This is a genomic window from Halpernia sp. GG3 (assembly GCF_052976925.2).
In genome coordinates this window covers 274959-291878 of record NZ_JBRIIR020000014.1, presented here as the reverse complement: position 1 = coordinate 291878, position 16920 = coordinate 274959, and the positions used below count along the sequence as shown (strand labels likewise).

The following is a 16920-nucleotide window of genomic DNA, read 5'->3' as shown; positions in this document are numbered from 1 at the left end:
AATTTAAAAAATATTGAAATAATCGTTTTTGTTAAATGATCTGTTTTTTTAAACATATCAAAAAACTTTTAGGAATATTTTCATATTTATTGTCTTCATCATTTGTGTTTGAAGATTACCCAATACAAAATTGAACTAAAGCAAATACATATAGGCTACCACATAGGGTAGTTTTCTTGTAAAATAGAAAATCTTTTTATTGAGATATTTAAGTACAATATTGAAAAATAACTACTTATGACTATTTTAATTTTCTGAACAGATCTTTCCTGTTCTTCAAGTCTAAAATCACATAGATGTTTTTTACATGGTATTTTACGGTGTTTTCAGATATAAAAAGTTTTGCTGCAATTTCTTTGTTAGTAAAACCTTCCGAGATTAAATGTAAAATACTTTTTTGACGATCACTGAGAAGTTCAGAATTTAGTGTTTCTGTGTTTTCATTATTTGGATACAAATCATTTGCAACTTGTTTTATAATATTTTTCATTAAATCAATTTCCTTTTCGGCAGCCTTTGTCTGCTTTTTATAATGAGAAGATTTACTATAAAAATAAATACCAAAACCTGCCAAAAGAATCGCAGCCAAACTGCTAAAGATTAAAATTTTAAACTTTTCATTAACTTGTATTTCACTTTGATTCATTAAAAAATTTTCATTTCCCATGTGCATTGCAGAAAGATTTTGATCTTTGTTATATATTTTATTCAGAGAGTCTAATTTTGTATTATAGAAAAAAGTTTTATCCTTGTTATTTCTACTTTTATATATATTTTTTATCTCTTCAGTAGCATCAATTTTATATTTTAGGATACTATAAGAATTTGCAAGGACCATTGCTTTATTAAAAGTTGAATCAATTTTACTGATCTCACCTAAAGTATCGTAAAGTTGCATTTGTTTAACCAAAACAGCAGGTTGATCACATGGTGAAACTTTTTTCAACAGTATCAATGCGTTTGTATATTCCTTTTCAGCTAAAACGTATTTTTTTTCTAAAAAATTGAGATAGCCTTGTTGCATAAAAAGATATGCTTTATCATTTTCATCGATCGTTACAAAGTTATTTTTTCTAATCTTTTCAATTGCTACTTCCGCCTCTTTATATTTATTGCTGTCAAAATAGATAAATGCCAACTGTGTATTAATCTTCATACTTAAGGAGTCATTTTTTGCTAGATCACTTGCAATAATTTTAGACTTTTTAAGATAATTAATCGCAGCTCCATAATCCCCGATACTTCGGAAAGTGGTGCTTAACAAGATGTTTAGTTTTATTTGATCTCTAACAGAAATATTATTTTTCTGGAGTTTATCCAAAAGATTTTTTTGAGACATTTGTTCTTTGCCTTCTCTATTATTTTGATCAATCTGATTTTCAAGTTTAGAAAAATTAATCTCTTGAGCAAAAATTAATTTACTTAGAAGTAAAAATAAAATTATTAGCTTTTTCATTTAAATGAGTTGAGCAAACTTAAATTATTTTTACCAAATAATTCTTATAACGAGTAGATTATTGTCAAATATTGTGTTTATTTTCTAAAAAACACTTTCATAAAGTATATTTTTATGATATATTATAAAAATCAGCTATATGCTAATAATCTTTTTTCATTCTTTTAAATTTCCAAATTCCGAAAACTGCTTTTAAACAAAAAAATATAGTTTATTTTAATAATTGCTTGACAAAATTTAACAAATACAAATTTAATTACAATCTATTATATTTCATCTGAAATAGTTGAAATCACGTTGCAGCAAGAAGCTATTTTACTGGAAGAACAAGAGTTAAATTATAAAAAATTTACTAAAGAAACAGTTACTCATTAACAACATTTACTAAAATTTCAAAATTAAATGAGTTCATACTTTTTACAATTCGGAAGTGACACCTTAACAACTTATTTCATGCAAATTGAGAAAAGTTTCAGTTAAAGTAAGACACTTTAAATTTAAATGACATTTATATTACTCCGAAAATGCAGGGCCTGATTTTAATTTATATTGTAATAAATTTCTATTTTCCTGTAAAACATTTTCCATTTTATTCAATAGATCATTAATAATTTCCAAGCCGGGCAGATTAACTTCCAGATCATAATGCCAGTTGGCGAAGCGTTCTAAATTTGGCAACTCTTCGTAATAAATATATTTGACATGGTCTTCTTCAAAGGTTTTCAGCAAACCAGATTCTTCTAGAGAATCCAAAAAACGAATCTCAATCTTGTAGTGTTTTATCACATCTTCTCTTGATATTTTTTCTTGCATGTTATTTAATTTTTTGAAGTTGCTCAAATAATTCTATTTCTTTTTCAGACAGATTCGTTGGTAATTTTATTTTATAAGTTACCATTAAATCACCATTTTGTCCCTCTTTTTTATAAACCGGAAAGCCTTTTCCTTTTAGACGAACGATTGTATCGTTTTGCGTTTCGGATTTTACCTTTAATTTAACTTCGCCGTCCAAAGTTTTTATTAAAACGTCGCCGCCAAGAATCGCTGTGTACAAATCTAATTCTACCTCAGCAAAAAGATTGTCATCAATTCTTTTAAAATCTTTATCTATAGAAATATTAAAAGTGATAAATAGATCGCCGTTTGGTCCGCCATTATGACCGGGATTTCCGTGGCCTTTCAATTTAATTTTTTGTCCATCTGAAACACCTGCTGGAATTGTAATTCTTACATTTTTTCCATTAATGGTAAACGTTTGCTGATGGGTTTTTGCCGCGTCTTTTAAACTTAATGTGATTTCTGCAGAAACATCATGTCCTTTAAATTTATTTGAAGCGCTTCCTCTTGCTTGGCTGCCAAAACCACCACCTTGTCCGCCAAACATACTTTCAAAGAAATCCGAATAATCCTCGCCGCCACCAAAACCACCAGATTGAGAACCTTGTCTTTGCTGCTGTTGTTGCCGGTCATATTCGTCGCCGTGTTTCCAGTTTTCTCCGTATTTATCGTACTTTTTACGGTTTTCTAAGTGGCTCAAAACTTCATTGGCTTCATTTAATTCCTTGAATTTCTGCTCCGCCACTTTATCGTTTGGATTTAAATCCGGATGTAATTTTCTGGCTAATTTTCGGTAGGCTTTTTTAATTTCGTCTGCCGTTGCGGATTTTGCGATGCCAAAAGTTTTGTAATAATCTATAAATGCCATTTTGTTTTCGTATTATCAAATTTACTGAATTTAAAATTTATTCGTTCTCAAAATTTATTAAAATTTAGACTGTTCGTTTTGGATATGAAAAATAAAGTTGAAATATCACGATGAAAGAAAATAATACTTTTGAAAAAATAGCCCCGATAGAAGTGGTTATCCTTTTTTATAAAATTAAAACGCGCCGAAAAGGTGCGTTTTAATTTTATAAAAAAGATAGAAACGGCTAGCGGGAGCAATCTTCAAAAGAAAAAATCCCCGTCTTGCTCCCAAAAGATTTACTTATAAGCCTCAATTGTTTTATTTAAATCCGCGATCTGATCTTTTAAACTTGCACTTGAAGGATTGGCTTTCAAAGCCTCAGTTTTCTTATCTAAGCCGCTTTTCAGCATTTGTACAATCATCATTTTCGCCTGTGGATTTGCTTCAACTTGAGCTTTGGCCTGTGTTAAAACTTTGGTCACATTTTGCGTGGCTTTGGTATTATCTGACGACATAATCCAGTTAAAACCCTCTTCCGCTTTCGCACCGATTTCTGGTTTTTGAAATTTTAAGAAAGGATAAAAAGCAACAACTTGTGCAATAATAGACATTTGTGACGTTATTTTCTTATCGACAATCGTAGGAAGTAAAGTCATCACCAAATCTTCTGACGCTGTTGACAGATCTAATTTTTCTGCTAATGCCGCTGCTTTTGAAGGATCTATGGCAGCAATTCCGGCGAGTGAACTGGCTTTCACAGCATTGGAAACCGCAGACATATTTTTCTCATACCAAGGCAAATATTTTGCATTTTTAGTTTTCACTAAAGCAGAAATTGCAGCGGCTTGAACTAAAGTTTTCGTGTCACTTTGCGCTAACTTTTCAACACTGCCTAAAGCCATTTTCGCTTCATCTGCATTTGTCAAATCTAAGGCATCCAAAGCCTGAATTTTTAATCTAAAAAATGGATCTTTCAAGGCAGCAACTAAAGTTTTCAAAGCCGCAGGATTTTTATCGGCTTTTTTTGCCGCATCTTTTACTGCTAAATATTTCGCAAAATAGTCTTTAGAACCAGTAAATTGCATTAAATATTGCTCCGGCGTTTTTGTTTCTGTAATATCTGAAATGATGACACCGTCTGGATTCAAATTGATTAAATCTGGATTTTTTGCAGCGCTAAAAGTGTAATTGTTTTTAGCCTTGGCATCTACCCAAACTGATTCTCTTTTTGCAACGCCGTTTACAAAAATATCTATATCCAAAGGAAACTGAAACAAATTACTTTGCGTTTGCGCTATTAAAACCGTGACTTCTTTTTTGACAGGTTCGTAGGAATATGTATAAGTTAAGTTTGGTTGACCGCTTCCATAATACCATTGGTTGAAAAACCAGTTTAAATCTTTCCCCGAAACTTTTTCTAATGATAAACGCAATTGTTGCGCTTCACCATTTCCATAAGCGTTGGTTGTTAAATAATCATTTAAGCCGCTAAAAAAGGCATCATCACCTAAATATCTCCGCAACATATTAAGAATTCCGCCACCTTTGTTGTACGAAACACCATCAAAAACGTCTTCACGAGAATCATATTTAAAACGTACTAAATCTTTGGAAGCGTTTGCAGGATTGGCTTTGTAACCATCAATATCTTTTCTAATGTGATAATCTGCGGCGTCTTTTCCATATTTGTGTTCTTCCCATAAATATTCGGAATAATTAGCAAAACTTTCGTTCATTGTAATATTGCTCCAACTTTCTGCGGTTACTAAATCCCCAAACCATTGGTGGAATAATTCGTGGGCGATGGTATCTTCCCATTTATTTTCGTCAATTAAGTCACCCGGTTTTTGGTAAGCACCTTCACCATGAAGAGTCGCACTTGTATTTTCCATAGCGCCGGAAACGTAATCACGTCCGACCATTTGAGAATATTTTGGCCAAGGATAAGGGTAATTTAATCTTGTAGAATAAAAATCTATCATTTCTGGCGTATTGCCGAAAATTCCTTTTGCATCTGCTTCATATTTTTTTTCTACATAATAATCTACCGGAATATTTTTCCACTTGTCTTTAATAATTGCAAAATCACCGATTCCCATAAAAAAAAGATAAGTAGAATGGCGTTTATCCATTACCCAATGATCGGTTCTCAAATTATTTCCTTCGTCTTTTGAATCTTTTAATACACCGTTTGAAAGCGTCACATATTTTGACGGAACGGTCATATAAATTTCTTCGGTCGTTTTTTGGTTCGGTTTATCAATGGTTGGAAACCATGCGGAAGAAGATTCTGTCTCGCCTTGCGTCCAGATTTCAGTAGGTTTATCCGGATCTTTTCCCTGTGGATTGATGAAATACAAACCTTTATTGTCAGTAATTGCAGCACTTCCGCCACTTTTTACTTCATTTGGTCTCGCAGTATATTTTATGTAAACTGTATAATCTTGGTTTCGATCATATGTTTTATCTAAATTAATTTTTAAAATATCGTTTTTGTAATCGAATTTTAAATTCGAATTTTTTCCATTTTGAGTTAATGCAACTTCATGAATTAACATGCCTTTAGCATCTAAAACCAAAGAATCTGTCGGGTAAAAATAGGGACTTGCCGTCAACCATTCTTCGCCAGCCATTTGTTCTTTAGCGTAATCAAAACTGACTTTTAGTTTGGTATGCTTTAACTCTGTATGCTTTGTGTGGGTTTGTCTGTAAACCGAAGTTCCCGACGTATCCGTTTGTGCAAGTGCAAAATTTCCTGTGAAAAAAGCAGCAAAGAAAATGGCTGAAATTGTGATTCTTTTCATTTAAAATTAATTTATGATTGGACTTATTAGTGTGGAATTAAATTAAATTGTTAAAATTAAATTTAAATAATTTAGAAATTTAAAATCTTATATAAAATCTAAATAGCGACCGGCGCTTTAATTCCTGGTTCTGGATCGTAATTTTCTAAAGTAAAATCTTCAAAATTAAAATCAAAAATATCTTTAATTTTTGGATTCAGTTTCATCGTTGGAAGTTCTTTTGGCTTACGTGAAAGTTGTCTTTCAACTTGCTCAAAATGGTTATTGTAAATATGAACATCACCAAAAGTGTGAACATAGTCGCCGACTTCTAAATCACAAACTTGCGCCACCATCATTAGAAGTAAAGCGTAACTCGCAATGTTAAAAGGAACACCAAGAAAAACATCGGCGCTTCTCTGGTAAAGTTGAAGCGATAATTTTCCGTCGGCTACATAAAATTGAAATAAAGCATGACAAGGCGCTAAAGCCATATTTGGAATTTCTGAAACATTCCACGCAGAAACAATTAATCTGCGTGAATCGGGATTTTTTTTAATTTGATCAATCACATCAGAAAACTGGTCTATTACTTTTCCGTCTGCGCCTTTCCAACTGCGCCATTGTGCGCCATAAACCGGACCAAGATCTCCATTTTCGTCAGCCCATTCATTCCAAATTGAAACATTATTATCAGTTAAATATTTAGTGTTGGTTTCGCCTTTTAAAAACCACAATAATTCATAAATAATTGATTTTAAATGAATCTTTTTTGTGGTAACCAAAGGAAAACCTCTAGATAAATCATAGCGCAATTGATAGCCAAAAATACTTCGTGTTCCAGTTCCGGTGCGGTCAGTTTTGTCGGTTCCGTTTTCTTTTATATGTTGAAGAAGATCGAGGTAATTCTGCATGATTTAAGATAAGAAATGAATGAATAATTGTTAATGATTACAAAATAAAGAAAATTTTACCAAAGGTTTAGGATGATTTGTCTTAAATTATTTATTGAAAATTCTTCACCTTCTCTCTTTTCTAATAATGCTTTTGCCAAAGGACTTTCTGGCGAAATAAAAAATATTTTTTCCTTATCTAAAATAATATTTCCAAGTGAAACTGAAATATAAAATAAACCTGTCGAAGTTTTTACCAAAGAACCAAAACTAACTTTTTGTGAAGGTAAAAGTGGAATTAGTTTTAAAGAATTTTTAGATTTTAGATTTTCATTTAACTGAACCTGTAAATTATTAATTTCCCGTTGTACCATTTCCCGCGTGGTTTCATATTTATCGCCCATGGAACTTTTGGTTTCATTATTTGATGCACGAGTTTCGGAAATCAGATTTTCCAAAATTTTAATTTTTAAATCTAGTTTTTGGTGAACTAATTTTAAAATTTCGGTTTTGTTCATTTAAGTTTTGTAATTAAAAATTAACCTAAATTTTTTTGTGTATTTCCGTAATTGATAATAACTCAAATTTTATTCTCAAACTTAAGTAAAACCCCTCTGAGATGCTCAAATAAACATCAAACTTAAAAAATTCTGCGATATTGGCGTTCAAAATTTTAATATTACGAAAAGCGGACATACAGTAAATATTTAATATGAAATCTTTTGTAAGTCTAAGTTTTTGAAATTATTTCAGCATCATTTGTCTAATATATTTTACGGGCGAACTACCGTAACTCAAAAATTTTTCATTGAATTTTTTTAAATCAAACGCGGATTTTTCTTTATTTTTTATTTCATTTCTAAGATTTATAATTTCCTGATATCCATTATAGTAACTTGTTAATTGCACACTACTTACCGAGACTCTGTTCCACTTTCCATCGGCTTCTGTTTTTTCCTGAAAGGCTTCATCTACCAAAAGTTTCATTGCATCATCTTTGCTCATATTTTTGGTATGTACGCTGTAATCTAAAATCGTATTGCAAACAGATCTTAGATTCCATTTGTACCACATCAACAAAAGTTCGGGCGAAGAATTTCCGTACCCATTTTCCAACATCATTTGCTCGCCATAAACGGCCCAACCTTCAATCATAGAGCCATTTCCAAAAACAGATTTTATAATACTTGGCGACTGATTCGCATAAACCAACTGTGTGTAATGTCCAGGAATTGCCTCATGAATGTCTAGAATCTGAAGCATATAATTATTGTATTCCCGCAGATAACTTTCAGATTTTTCTTTGGACCAACCATTCAAACTTCCTACGTTGTAATAGGTGTTTCCATTTTTGTCATACGGACCAGGCGAACTAATGGAAGCACCCGCAACACCTGCCATATAAGCAGGTTCTTTCCGCACAACCAATGGTTTCGAAGGATCTAAATAAAGTAAATTTTTATCATTGATGAACTTTACCAGATCAGGAATTTGTTTTTCTATGGCCGATTGAAATTCTTCTGGTTTCACATGTTGAGAAGAAAGTGTATCGATCATTTTACGAATAAGTTGAAAATCTGATCCCGGCATTTTTTGATTTCTGTAATATTTTGGCCATAATTCTTTGGATAATTTGGTCATTTCACCGTGAACAAAAGTTTTTCTTTTTAACGCCAATTGGTATAATTCTTCTGCTGAAAAAGACGATTGAATATTATATTTAAATTTTTGATCATACAATTCTTTACCCAATCGGAAATCCCGTCTTTCGGTTGGTTTTAAATCTTTTATCCAGCTTATGTAATCTTTGATAGATTCTGCCGCTAATTTTGATGATTTTAAAACCAAATTTTTATCCGCTTCCGAAAGTTTAGAAACCATTACAGAATCCTGAATATTTTTTTCAAATATTTCTAATGAACCCTCGTTTTGCGAAACTGCTAAATTTTGCAAAATTTCTACCGGATTTTTAATATTCATTTTTGCCGCCTTGAAATATTGCGGAACTAAATCTGCTTTCTTCTGAAAACTTTTAAGTCTCACTTCCAATGGCGCATATTTGCCAAAAAGAATTTTTGCAAAAACTCCTCCTACATTATATGATGCTGGATTCCATTGCCGTTCTTTCAAATCATTGGCGCTCCAAATAATTTCATTGAGTTGATTTTCAATTAAATGATAATCTATTTTATTTAAATCACTTAATTCCTTTAAAGGAAATTCTTTTAATCTTAAAAGGTATTTTTTAGCAAAACTAATGTCAGAATTCCTGCTTTCTGAATTGGGAATTGTAAGCACCGCATCATATTTATGAAGTCCCTCATAAACAGAACTTTCAGGAAACTGCGCCCAATAATCCTGAATAAATTTATTTTCAAATTCTTTAAAAGTTTGATTTCCCTTCGCAGAAGTTTGATTTATCAATGATGACTTTTGAGATTTTACAAGCCCAAAAACACTTGACATACAAAGAATAAGTATTAATTTTTTCATTTTACGGTTTATTTATACATTCTGAAATTTGTTGAATTTTGACATTAACATTATTACTACAAAAATATAGATTTGTTATTTTAACGTAAGAAATTAGAATGAAATTTAATTGATTTTTATTAAATATTTCAATTTTAAAATCTAATTTTAAAGAGTGATTTTTAAAATTGTGCGATTGTTTACATAATTTAAATATGATTTTTAAATCAACCCCTTCAGCATTTTAAAGGCTGAAGGGGTTGTTTAAATCACTTCACAAAAACCTCATAACCCGAAACTTTCATTTCAAAGTTTTTATTGCTATCAAAATCTCGGTTTTCTTTGGTAAATATTTCTTTAAATTTCCCTGAAACTCCTGGATCATTTATCGAAAAATTCACATCGCCTTTTGACATATTTAAAATGACCAAAACCTCATCCTTGCCATTTTTACGGATGTAAGCCAAAATTTTGTCGTCGGCCGAAGTTTTTACAAAATAAGTTTTCACATTGGCATCGCCGCCTCGCAATGCAGGATTTGTAGATTTTAATGCAAATAAAGTTTTATAAAAATCTGCTAATTGATAAGCTCCATTCCACTCAATTGGGTCTTTATCAAAAAACTTTAGACGTTTCACATTTGGCAATTCCTGACCAGAATACATTAGTGGAATACCATTCCAAGTGGCAGAAAAGACGGCCAAAGGTTTTGCAATTACACCATATTTTTCATATTCAGTTCCATTCCAGGTATTTTCATCGTGGTTGCTCGTAAACCACGCGCGCATAGAATGATCGCCGAGTGCAGAATATTTCATCAATAGATCTCTTAACTCTTGCAACGGTAAATTTTTACTATAGTAGTCCGCCGTTTTGTGCATCCAAGTCCAGGAATAGCTCGCGTCAAAAACTTTTCCGTATTCTGGATTTTCCAATTCGTCAAATTCACCTAAGAAAAATAAGGGTTTTATTTTTTCAACTTCCGGTCTGGCTTGTTGCCAAAAATCTACTTCTACCCAACTGGCTAAATCGCAACGGAAGCCATCGATATTAGTTTCTTTCACCCAATATTTCATGGCGTCAATCATAGCGATTCGTAATTCTGGTTTGCTATAATCAAGTTCTATAATATCGTCCATTCCACTGGCGCGATGAAAACTTCCATCGGCATCGTGTAAATAATATTCAGGATGTGTTTTTGTCCAAACGTGATCCCAACCGGTGTGATTTGCCACCCAATCAATGATGACTTTGAAGCCCATTTTATGTGCTTCAATAACCAAATTTTTAAAATCAGCCAACGTTCCAAATTCTGCATTTATCGATGTGTAATCAGCCGCCGCATATTGACTTCCCAAGCTTCCTTTTTTTTCCTTTTGTGCAATTGGTGTGATTGGCATAAACCACAAAGTTTCTACGCCCATTTTTTTCAAACGTGGTAATTCTTTTTCAAAGGCGTTAAATGTTCCTTCCTTAGTATATTGTCTAAGATTGACTTCGTAAATATTTGTAGTTTTCTTCCACTCATTTGGTGATTGCATGGTAGTCGTTTTTTTTTGGGTGGAACAAGATATAATGGCAAATCCTGCGATTGCAAGTACAATTAGTTTCTTCATCTAGAGTGAAAAATTTTTTAATTTAATAGGAAAAAATAAAGCGAAAGATAATAATTTATTTTGAAAAATATCAATAGTGACAAATGAAAATGTAAAGTTTTAACCATAAAAAAAACCCGAAAATTTCGGGTTTTAATTTTTACATATCATCTTCAAATTTATCGTGATAGCCTTCATCGAAATCATCTTCATCTTCATCGAAATCATCAGTATCTTCTTTAAAATCCACTTCATCCATATCATCAAAATTCATTTCTTCAGACACTATTTTTGAAACTTTTGAACCAGTTGCACCATTTTTTTTAGGTGCTTTTAAAGGAACTTTCCCAAATCTAAATGAAGTGATCGGATAATTTACGGCTGGTTTTTCATCTTCTTCTTCTAATAATTCACAGAAAAATTCCCACAAATCCATAAAGCCATAAGTAAAGCGCATTTTACTACCAATTTCTGGGAAACCTTCTTTGAGATAAATATCAGACATAATTTCACCCTCACCATCATCACTCATATCTTCTAATGGCACTGCCTGCAATTCTGACCAATCACCATCAGAAAAAAAGAACGAAGAAAGTTCTTCTCCAGGTAAATTGAAAGCACTTTTAATACCTAAATGCAAGTTCCACAAAGTCTGCTTATCTTTAATCCCGATGTCCCGAAATATACTTTCTTTAGCATCTAAAATCACTCTAATCTTATATACCATGATTGAAAACTTATTTTATTTTTATTTGAATTTCTAATGCAAAGATAAGACAATTGAAAATTGACCAAAATAAAAGATGGTTTTTTTCTAAAAATTATTTTTGTATTGATAATAAGAAAAGTTTAGCCTAAATTTAAAAGAAAACTAAATTTTGTTCCTTCTAAATATTGACTTTCAACATGAATGTTTTCGTTGTGTGCTTCCAGAATATGTTTCACGATTGCCAAACCAAGCCCAGAGCCGCCATCTTTCCTATTTCTGCTACTTTCAATGCGGTAAAAACGCTCAAAAATACGGGGTAAAAGTTCTGATTTTATTCCCATTCCATTATCAGAAACTTCGATATAAACTTTATTTTTTAATACGCTGGTTTTAATGGTAATCTGCGCTTTTTCCCTGTTTGAATAATAGATAGCATTTGAAATTAAATTAATTAAGACTTGCGAAATTTTTTGTTTATCCGCGCTTACAAATATGAAGGGTTGTGAATTTTGAAGTGATACTTTCGACTGTTTTTTTTGAGCTTCAAATTCTAAAAGATCAATGATTTCCTTTACCAGAAAATTAATATCAAAACGGGAAATATTTAAGTTGATTTCGCCACTTTCGTACTGGTTGATCATATCTAAATCTTGCACAATAGACAGCAATCTTTCTACAGATTTATCTATCCTCTCTAAATATTTATCCCGAATGTTTAAATTTTCTACGCCGCCGTCAAGTAATGTTTCTACATACCCTTGAATGGAAAAAAGGGGCGTCTTCAATTCGTGCGAAACGTTTCCTACATATTCTTTCCGGTAGATTTCCATTTCCTTTAATGAGCCAACTTCTACCGCATTTTCTTCGGTGAGTGATGAAATTCTCTCCCCTAACTGTTTAAAATTTACGACTTCATTTTGAGTCAATAAATCATCCGGTAAAAAATCAGACATTTTACGAATTTGATTCTTGCCATAAAAATTGAAAAGAAAATCTAAAACGGTATAATTTATAATCAACATTATCAGAAGAGAACCAACTACGCTGTAAATAAAATTAGGTTCAAATGATCCTTTAATGGTGTGCGAATAATCAAAAAGTAACGCGATTGCAAACATTACTAAAGTTAGAAATAGGCCCGCAAAAAAAGAAAGTTTATGAAATCGCATTTTTTTTAATTTAAACAATCAATTTATAGCCCACACCTTTTGAAGTTTGGATGAAATTTAAGCCAAATTTCTCACGCAATCTTCTTATGTGAACATCGATTGTTCTTTCGCCAACCACAACTTCACTGCCCCATACTTTTTCTAATATTTCTTCTCTGGTAAAAACTTTGTCGGTATTTGATGCTAAGAGATGCAGAAGATCAAACTCTTTTTTGGGTAAAAGAAATAATTGTCCGCTTTTTGAAACACGAAAATTTTCTTTGTCTATTACTAAATCATTTATCTCGATGACTGAATTACTTTTGAATTCTTGATTAGTCAATTTTAAAAGCGCATTTATCTTTGAGCGAAGGATTTTTGGCTTAATTAATTTTACGATAAAATCATTTGCTCCAGCTTGATAACCAGCTAATTGTGTATATTCTTCACTTCTAGCGGAAAGAAAAACTATTAGAGTTTTATCTAATTTTTTGATGGCGCGTAATTCCTGGCAAGTTTCTATCCCATCTTTTTCAGGCATCATAACATCCAATAAAATGAGATCCGGAACTATTTCTATTGCTTTTTGAACGCCTTCAATACCGTTAGAAGCCGTAAAAACGTCGTAACCGTCTTGCCGAAGATTATAAGAGATGATTTCTAAAATATCCGGTTCATCATCAACTAACAATATTTTTTTGCCTTTCATTTTTTTGTTTAAGAACAAAGATAAAAAATAACCTACTTTAAAAATTTTTAAAACATTAAAGTTTACAAATACTTAATATAGGATCGAATTATTAATAATTCTGTAATGAAAAATTAAAGTTAATTCAATATACGTCATAAAATTTACAAGTTTCTTTGCATAAAATAAATAAAATAATAATAAAGATGAAAAAACAATTAATCGTTGCATTTTCTTTACTCTCTTTCGGCATTTCATTCGCTCAAATAACTACATCTAAATTAGACGGAAAAATTACAGGAAAGGAAATAACCGCTACTACAAAAGTAAAAATTACTTACATCCCTACCAACAGTGTTTTTGAAACAGCCCCAAATAAAACAGGGCGCTTTAGTTTGGTTAATTTAAATGTAGGCGGTCCATATAAAATTGACGTTTATGATAATGATCAAATAATTTTCACGGAAAGCGATGTTCAATTAAATTTAGGAGACAACGATCTGCCTGCAATTATTATTTCAGAAAACAAGGAAAAAACAATTGAGGGAGTTGTTTTAAGCGGGAAAAGATCTGTTAAAAATGGAACAAACATCGGTGCTTTGCAAATTAATAATTTGGCCAATGTAAACCGAGGTATCCAAGATGTGACGAAATTGGTCCCACAAAGTTCAAACAATTCTTTTGCAGGAACTAATTTTAGATATAACAACGTCACCATTGACGGCTCAATAAATAATGATGCAATCGGTTTCAGTCCGTCAATAGGTGGAAAAGCAGGAACTTCAGGAATGACAGGGAGTTCTACACGTTCGAATTCCATAAGTTTGGATGCGATACAGGATATTCAGGTTTTTATTGCACCTTACGATGTTAAATTAGGAAATTTTCTAGGCGGAAGTGTGAATGCGGTAACAAGAAGTGGCTCGAATAAAATAACTGGCTCTATCTACGGCGTCGGTAGAAATGCATTTATCACTGGCCCAAACAACGCGGGAGACGGATCGAAAATGCCAAGTGATTTTAAAGATTATACTTTGGGAGGAAGAGTTGGTTTCCCGATAGTAAAAGACAAAGTTTTCTTCTTCACAAATTTTGAATATTCCAAAAGAACAGATCCTGTTTTTTATAACGCCGGTGAGTCTGGTTCTTTATTAAATGTAACCACCGCACAAAGTATTTCTGATTTTGTAAAAAATAAATACGGTTTTAATGTGGGAAGTTTTGACAACTACACAAACGAAGCCCAAAGTTCAAAATTCTTCAACAAACTGGATTGGAAACTTTCAGACAAACATACTTTATCAATTAGAAATAATATGGTAATCTCTGAGGCGACAAATCTTGAGAGTGACGGTGCTAATTTTAGATTTTCAAGTATAGATTACAAACAAAAAAATACTTCATCAAGCACAGTTCTAGAATTAAAAAGTCATTTCAATGATAATCTTTCCAATTCATTTTTAGTAAGTTATTCTGATATCCACGATTATAGAAATCCGCTTTCCGGCAATCTTAATTTTCCGCAGGTAGAAATTGGTTATAACGGTGGAACAATTCTTTTAGGAAATGACAGGGAAGCAAGTGTTTTTAATTTGAAACAAAAAACAATTGAATTTACTGATAACCTCTCTTATAAAATAGGAAATCACACTTTACTTTTCGGTACTCATAATGAACTTTACAACATTAATTATGGTTTCGTAAACGCATTAAATGGCAGAGTATCTTACAAAAATTTAGCAGATTTCTTTGCATCTAATCCTGCTAGAGTTCGTGGAACGTATCCTGCAAATGGCGCTTCAAGGGATGAGCTTTTTAATAATCCTTATGCTAAATTTAATGTGAATTTGTATTCGGCTTATGTAGAGGACGAAATTAACGTTGGAAATCGTTTAAAAATCACACCAGGAATTCGGGTAGATTATACACATTTAGGAAACTTTCCTGATTTAAGCCCGAAAGTGACAAATTCTCCTGCAGATCCAAACTACGGAACAACTTACACTTATACACCTTTAAGCCAAATAACAAACAAAATATTTGGTAAAGCATCGATCTCGCCAAGGTTAGGTTTTAATTTAGATTTAACAGAAAATAAATCTGTTGTCTTAAGAGGCGGATCAGGAATTTTCACGGGAAGAATTCCTTTTGCTTGGCTTGGTTACGCTTTCTATAACGACGGGGTTGGTTTCTACAGTTATGACAAGAATAATTTAACACCCGCGCAGTCAGCAGCAGCAGGTGATCCTTTAAATAATAATGGATTAAATGGCTATCACGACGCAACGCCGAAAGTTCAGGTAGACTTAGTTGATAATAAATTCAAAATGCCACAAATGTGGAGAAGTTCTTTGGCCTTTGACTTTAGTGCAAATGGCTACAAAATGACTTTGGAAGGCATTTATACCAAAGTTTTGTACGATCTACAATTTCAACAGGTAAATAAAACAGATAATCCTACGTATTTTTCTTACGATACAAACCATCAAATGCCGATTTTTACAACAAATATTAATCCTGCATTTTCAAACGCATATCTTTTATCAAATACAAAACAAGGTTACAGATATAACGTAACAGCACAAATTTCAAAAAATTATAATTTTGGTTTAAATTTCTTTGCCGCTTATACTTACGGTGAGGCCAAAGACATTACAAACGGGATTAGAAATTCAATGGAAAGCAATTGGCAGATGAATCAATCTTTAACGCCAAATGATCCAAAATTAGCCACTTCCAACTTTGAAACTAAACACAGAATAGTTTCCACAGTTGGCTACGGAATCAAACTTAGCGATATGAATAGACTTTCTGCAAATGTGTATTTCAACGCACAATCTGGAAGTCCATTTTCTTGGGGATTTGTAAACGGAACAATTGCTAACACTGGCCAGGCAGCAGGTTTAGCCTACATTTTTAAAGATGATGCACAAGCCACAAAATATTTTACCGTGAACGCTGCAACAGGCGAGAGTGTCGCTTCCCAAGTCGCAAGATATGATGCTTATATTTCTGCTCATCCTTACTTGAACTCAAGAAGAGGGGATTTTACACAAAGAAATGCAGATTTCACACCTTGGAATATTCAAGCAGATTTCAGGTTAATGGACGAGATCAAATTAAGCAAAAGTAGTGGTCAAAGTATTCAGATCACTTTCAGCATCGTGAATCTAACTAATCTATTGAATAAACAATGGGGGAAATCATATTTCGTTCCCGCAACTTTTAATTCCACAGCAAGTGTTGGTTTAACGAAAGTGGGTACAGTTGGCGGGTCAGGAATTGATAAAGCCGATCCCACATACAATTATTCAACGCCAGGAACGCCATATTCTATCGATCAATTTGAATCTCGATATCAAATGCAACTTGGTTTAAGATTCAATTTCTAAATTCATTAAATAAATTTTTCATTAAAAGCCGCTGGAATTTTCCAGTGGTTTTTTTGTGGTTAATATTCAAATTTTCTCTGATAGTAAATAAAATAAT

12 protein-coding genes are annotated in these 16920 nt (G+C 32.3%); 1 reads left to right on the top strand and 11 read right to left on the bottom strand.

Annotated elements, in window-relative coordinates; all coding sequences use genetic code 11:
- Positions 1-241: 241 nt before the first annotated feature.
- The 11 genes from ACVBED_RS08765 to ACVBED_RS08715 form a co-directional block, all read right to left on the bottom strand.
- The gene (locus tag ACVBED_RS08765; protein WP_473094872.1) at positions 242-1456 is read right to left on the bottom strand and encodes a LuxR C-terminal-related transcriptional regulator; all 1215 of its coding nucleotides are present in this window, start codon (positions 1454-1456) and stop codon (positions 242-244) included.
- A 513-nt stretch (positions 1457-1969) separates the two neighbouring features.
- Entirely contained in the window at positions 1970-2269 is a 300-nt protein-coding gene (locus tag ACVBED_RS08760) for a chaperone modulator CbpM (RefSeq protein ID WP_447121494.1), read from the bottom strand.
- Position 2270: 1 nt separating this feature from the next.
- A complete protein-coding gene (locus tag ACVBED_RS08755; protein WP_447121492.1) occupies positions 2271-3161 on the bottom strand; it encodes a DnaJ C-terminal domain-containing protein in 891 nt (296 codons plus the stop codon).
- 278 nt (positions 3162-3439) lie between these two features.
- Positions 3440-5947, bottom strand: coding sequence for a M1 family metallopeptidase (locus ACVBED_RS08750; RefSeq protein ID WP_447121491.1), 2508 nt, complete (start codon positions 5945-5947; stop codon positions 3440-3442).
- A 98-nt stretch (positions 5948-6045) separates the two neighbouring features.
- The gene (locus ACVBED_RS08745; RefSeq protein ID WP_447121490.1) at positions 6046-6840 is read right to left on the bottom strand and encodes a thymidylate synthase; all 795 of its coding nucleotides are present in this window, start codon (positions 6838-6840) and stop codon (positions 6046-6048) included.
- Positions 6841-6896: 56 nt separating this feature from the next.
- Positions 6897-7337 (bottom strand): hypothetical protein, encoded by a 441-nt coding sequence (locus ACVBED_RS08740; RefSeq protein ID WP_447121489.1) that lies wholly within the window; start codon positions 7335-7337, stop codon positions 6897-6899.
- A gap of 226 nt (positions 7338-7563) precedes the next feature.
- The gene (locus ACVBED_RS08735) at positions 7564-9312 is read right to left on the bottom strand and encodes a DUF885 domain-containing protein (RefSeq protein ID WP_473094871.1); all 1749 of its coding nucleotides are present in this window, start codon (positions 9310-9312) and stop codon (positions 7564-7566) included.
- 248 nt (positions 9313-9560) lie between these two features.
- Positions 9561-10907: an alpha-amylase family glycosyl hydrolase gene (locus tag ACVBED_RS08730; RefSeq protein ID WP_447121486.1), complete on the bottom strand. Its 1347-nt coding sequence runs from the start codon at positions 10905-10907 to the stop codon at positions 9561-9563.
- 139 nt (positions 10908-11046) lie between these two features.
- Positions 11047-11613 carry an IS1096 element passenger TnpR family protein gene (locus tag ACVBED_RS08725; protein ID WP_447121485.1) on the bottom strand — a complete coding sequence of 189 codons (567 nt, stop codon included), beginning with the start codon at positions 11611-11613 and terminating at the stop codon, positions 11047-11049.
- Between the two features lie 122 nt (positions 11614-11735).
- A complete protein-coding gene (locus tag ACVBED_RS08720; RefSeq protein ID WP_447121484.1) occupies positions 11736-12764 on the bottom strand; it encodes a sensor histidine kinase in 1029 nt (342 codons plus the stop codon).
- Between the two features lie 10 nt (positions 12765-12774).
- Positions 12775-13452, bottom strand: a complete 678-nt coding sequence (locus ACVBED_RS08715) for a response regulator transcription factor (RefSeq protein WP_447121483.1) — start codon at positions 13450-13452, stop codon at positions 12775-12777.
- A gap of 185 nt (positions 13453-13637) precedes the next feature.
- Between ACVBED_RS08715 and ACVBED_RS08710 the strand changes: the two genes are divergently transcribed.
- Positions 13638-16823 (top strand): outer membrane beta-barrel protein, encoded by a 3186-nt coding sequence (locus ACVBED_RS08710; RefSeq protein ID WP_473094870.1) that lies wholly within the window; start codon positions 13638-13640, stop codon positions 16821-16823.
- The last annotated feature ends 97 nt before the right edge of the window (positions 16824-16920 follow it).

Excerpts from the sequence above, each read along its gene's own strand:
- ACVBED_RS08765 (WP_473094872.1), bottom strand. The coding sequence starts at position 1,456 with ATGAAAAAGCTAATAATTTTATTTTTACTTCTAAGTAAATTAATTTTT.
- ACVBED_RS08760 (WP_447121494.1), bottom strand. The coding sequence starts at position 2,269 with ATGCAAGAAAAAATATCAAGAGAAGATGTGATAAAACACTACAAGATT.
- ACVBED_RS08755 (WP_447121492.1), bottom strand. The coding sequence starts at position 3,161 with ATGGCATTTATAGATTATTACAAAACTTTTGGCATCGCAAAATCCGCA.
- ACVBED_RS08750 (WP_447121491.1), bottom strand. The coding sequence starts at position 5,947 with ATGAAAAGAATCACAATTTCAGCCATTTTCTTTGCTGCTTTTTTCACA.
- ACVBED_RS08745 (WP_447121490.1), bottom strand. The coding sequence starts at position 6,840 with ATGCAGAATTACCTCGATCTTCTTCAACATATAAAAGAAAACGGAACC.
- ACVBED_RS08740 (WP_447121489.1), bottom strand. The coding sequence starts at position 7,337 with ATGAACAAAACCGAAATTTTAAAATTAGTTCACCAAAAACTAGATTTA.
- ACVBED_RS08735 (WP_473094871.1), bottom strand. The coding sequence starts at position 9,312 with ATGAAAAAATTAATACTTATTCTTTGTATGTCAAGTGTTTTTGGGCTT.
- ACVBED_RS08730 (WP_447121486.1), bottom strand. The coding sequence starts at position 10,907 with ATGAAGAAACTAATTGTACTTGCAATCGCAGGATTTGCCATTATATCT.
- ACVBED_RS08725 (WP_447121485.1), bottom strand. The coding sequence starts at position 11,613 with ATGGTATATAAGATTAGAGTGATTTTAGATGCTAAAGAAAGTATATTT.
- ACVBED_RS08720 (WP_447121484.1), bottom strand. The coding sequence starts at position 12,764 with ATGCGATTTCATAAACTTTCTTTTTTTGCGGGCCTATTTCTAACTTTA.
- ACVBED_RS08715 (WP_447121483.1), bottom strand. The coding sequence starts at position 13,452 with ATGAAAGGCAAAAAAATATTGTTAGTTGATGATGAACCGGATATTTTA.
- ACVBED_RS08710 (WP_473094870.1), top strand. The coding sequence starts at position 13,638 with ATGAAAAAACAATTAATCGTTGCATTTTCTTTACTCTCTTTCGGCATT.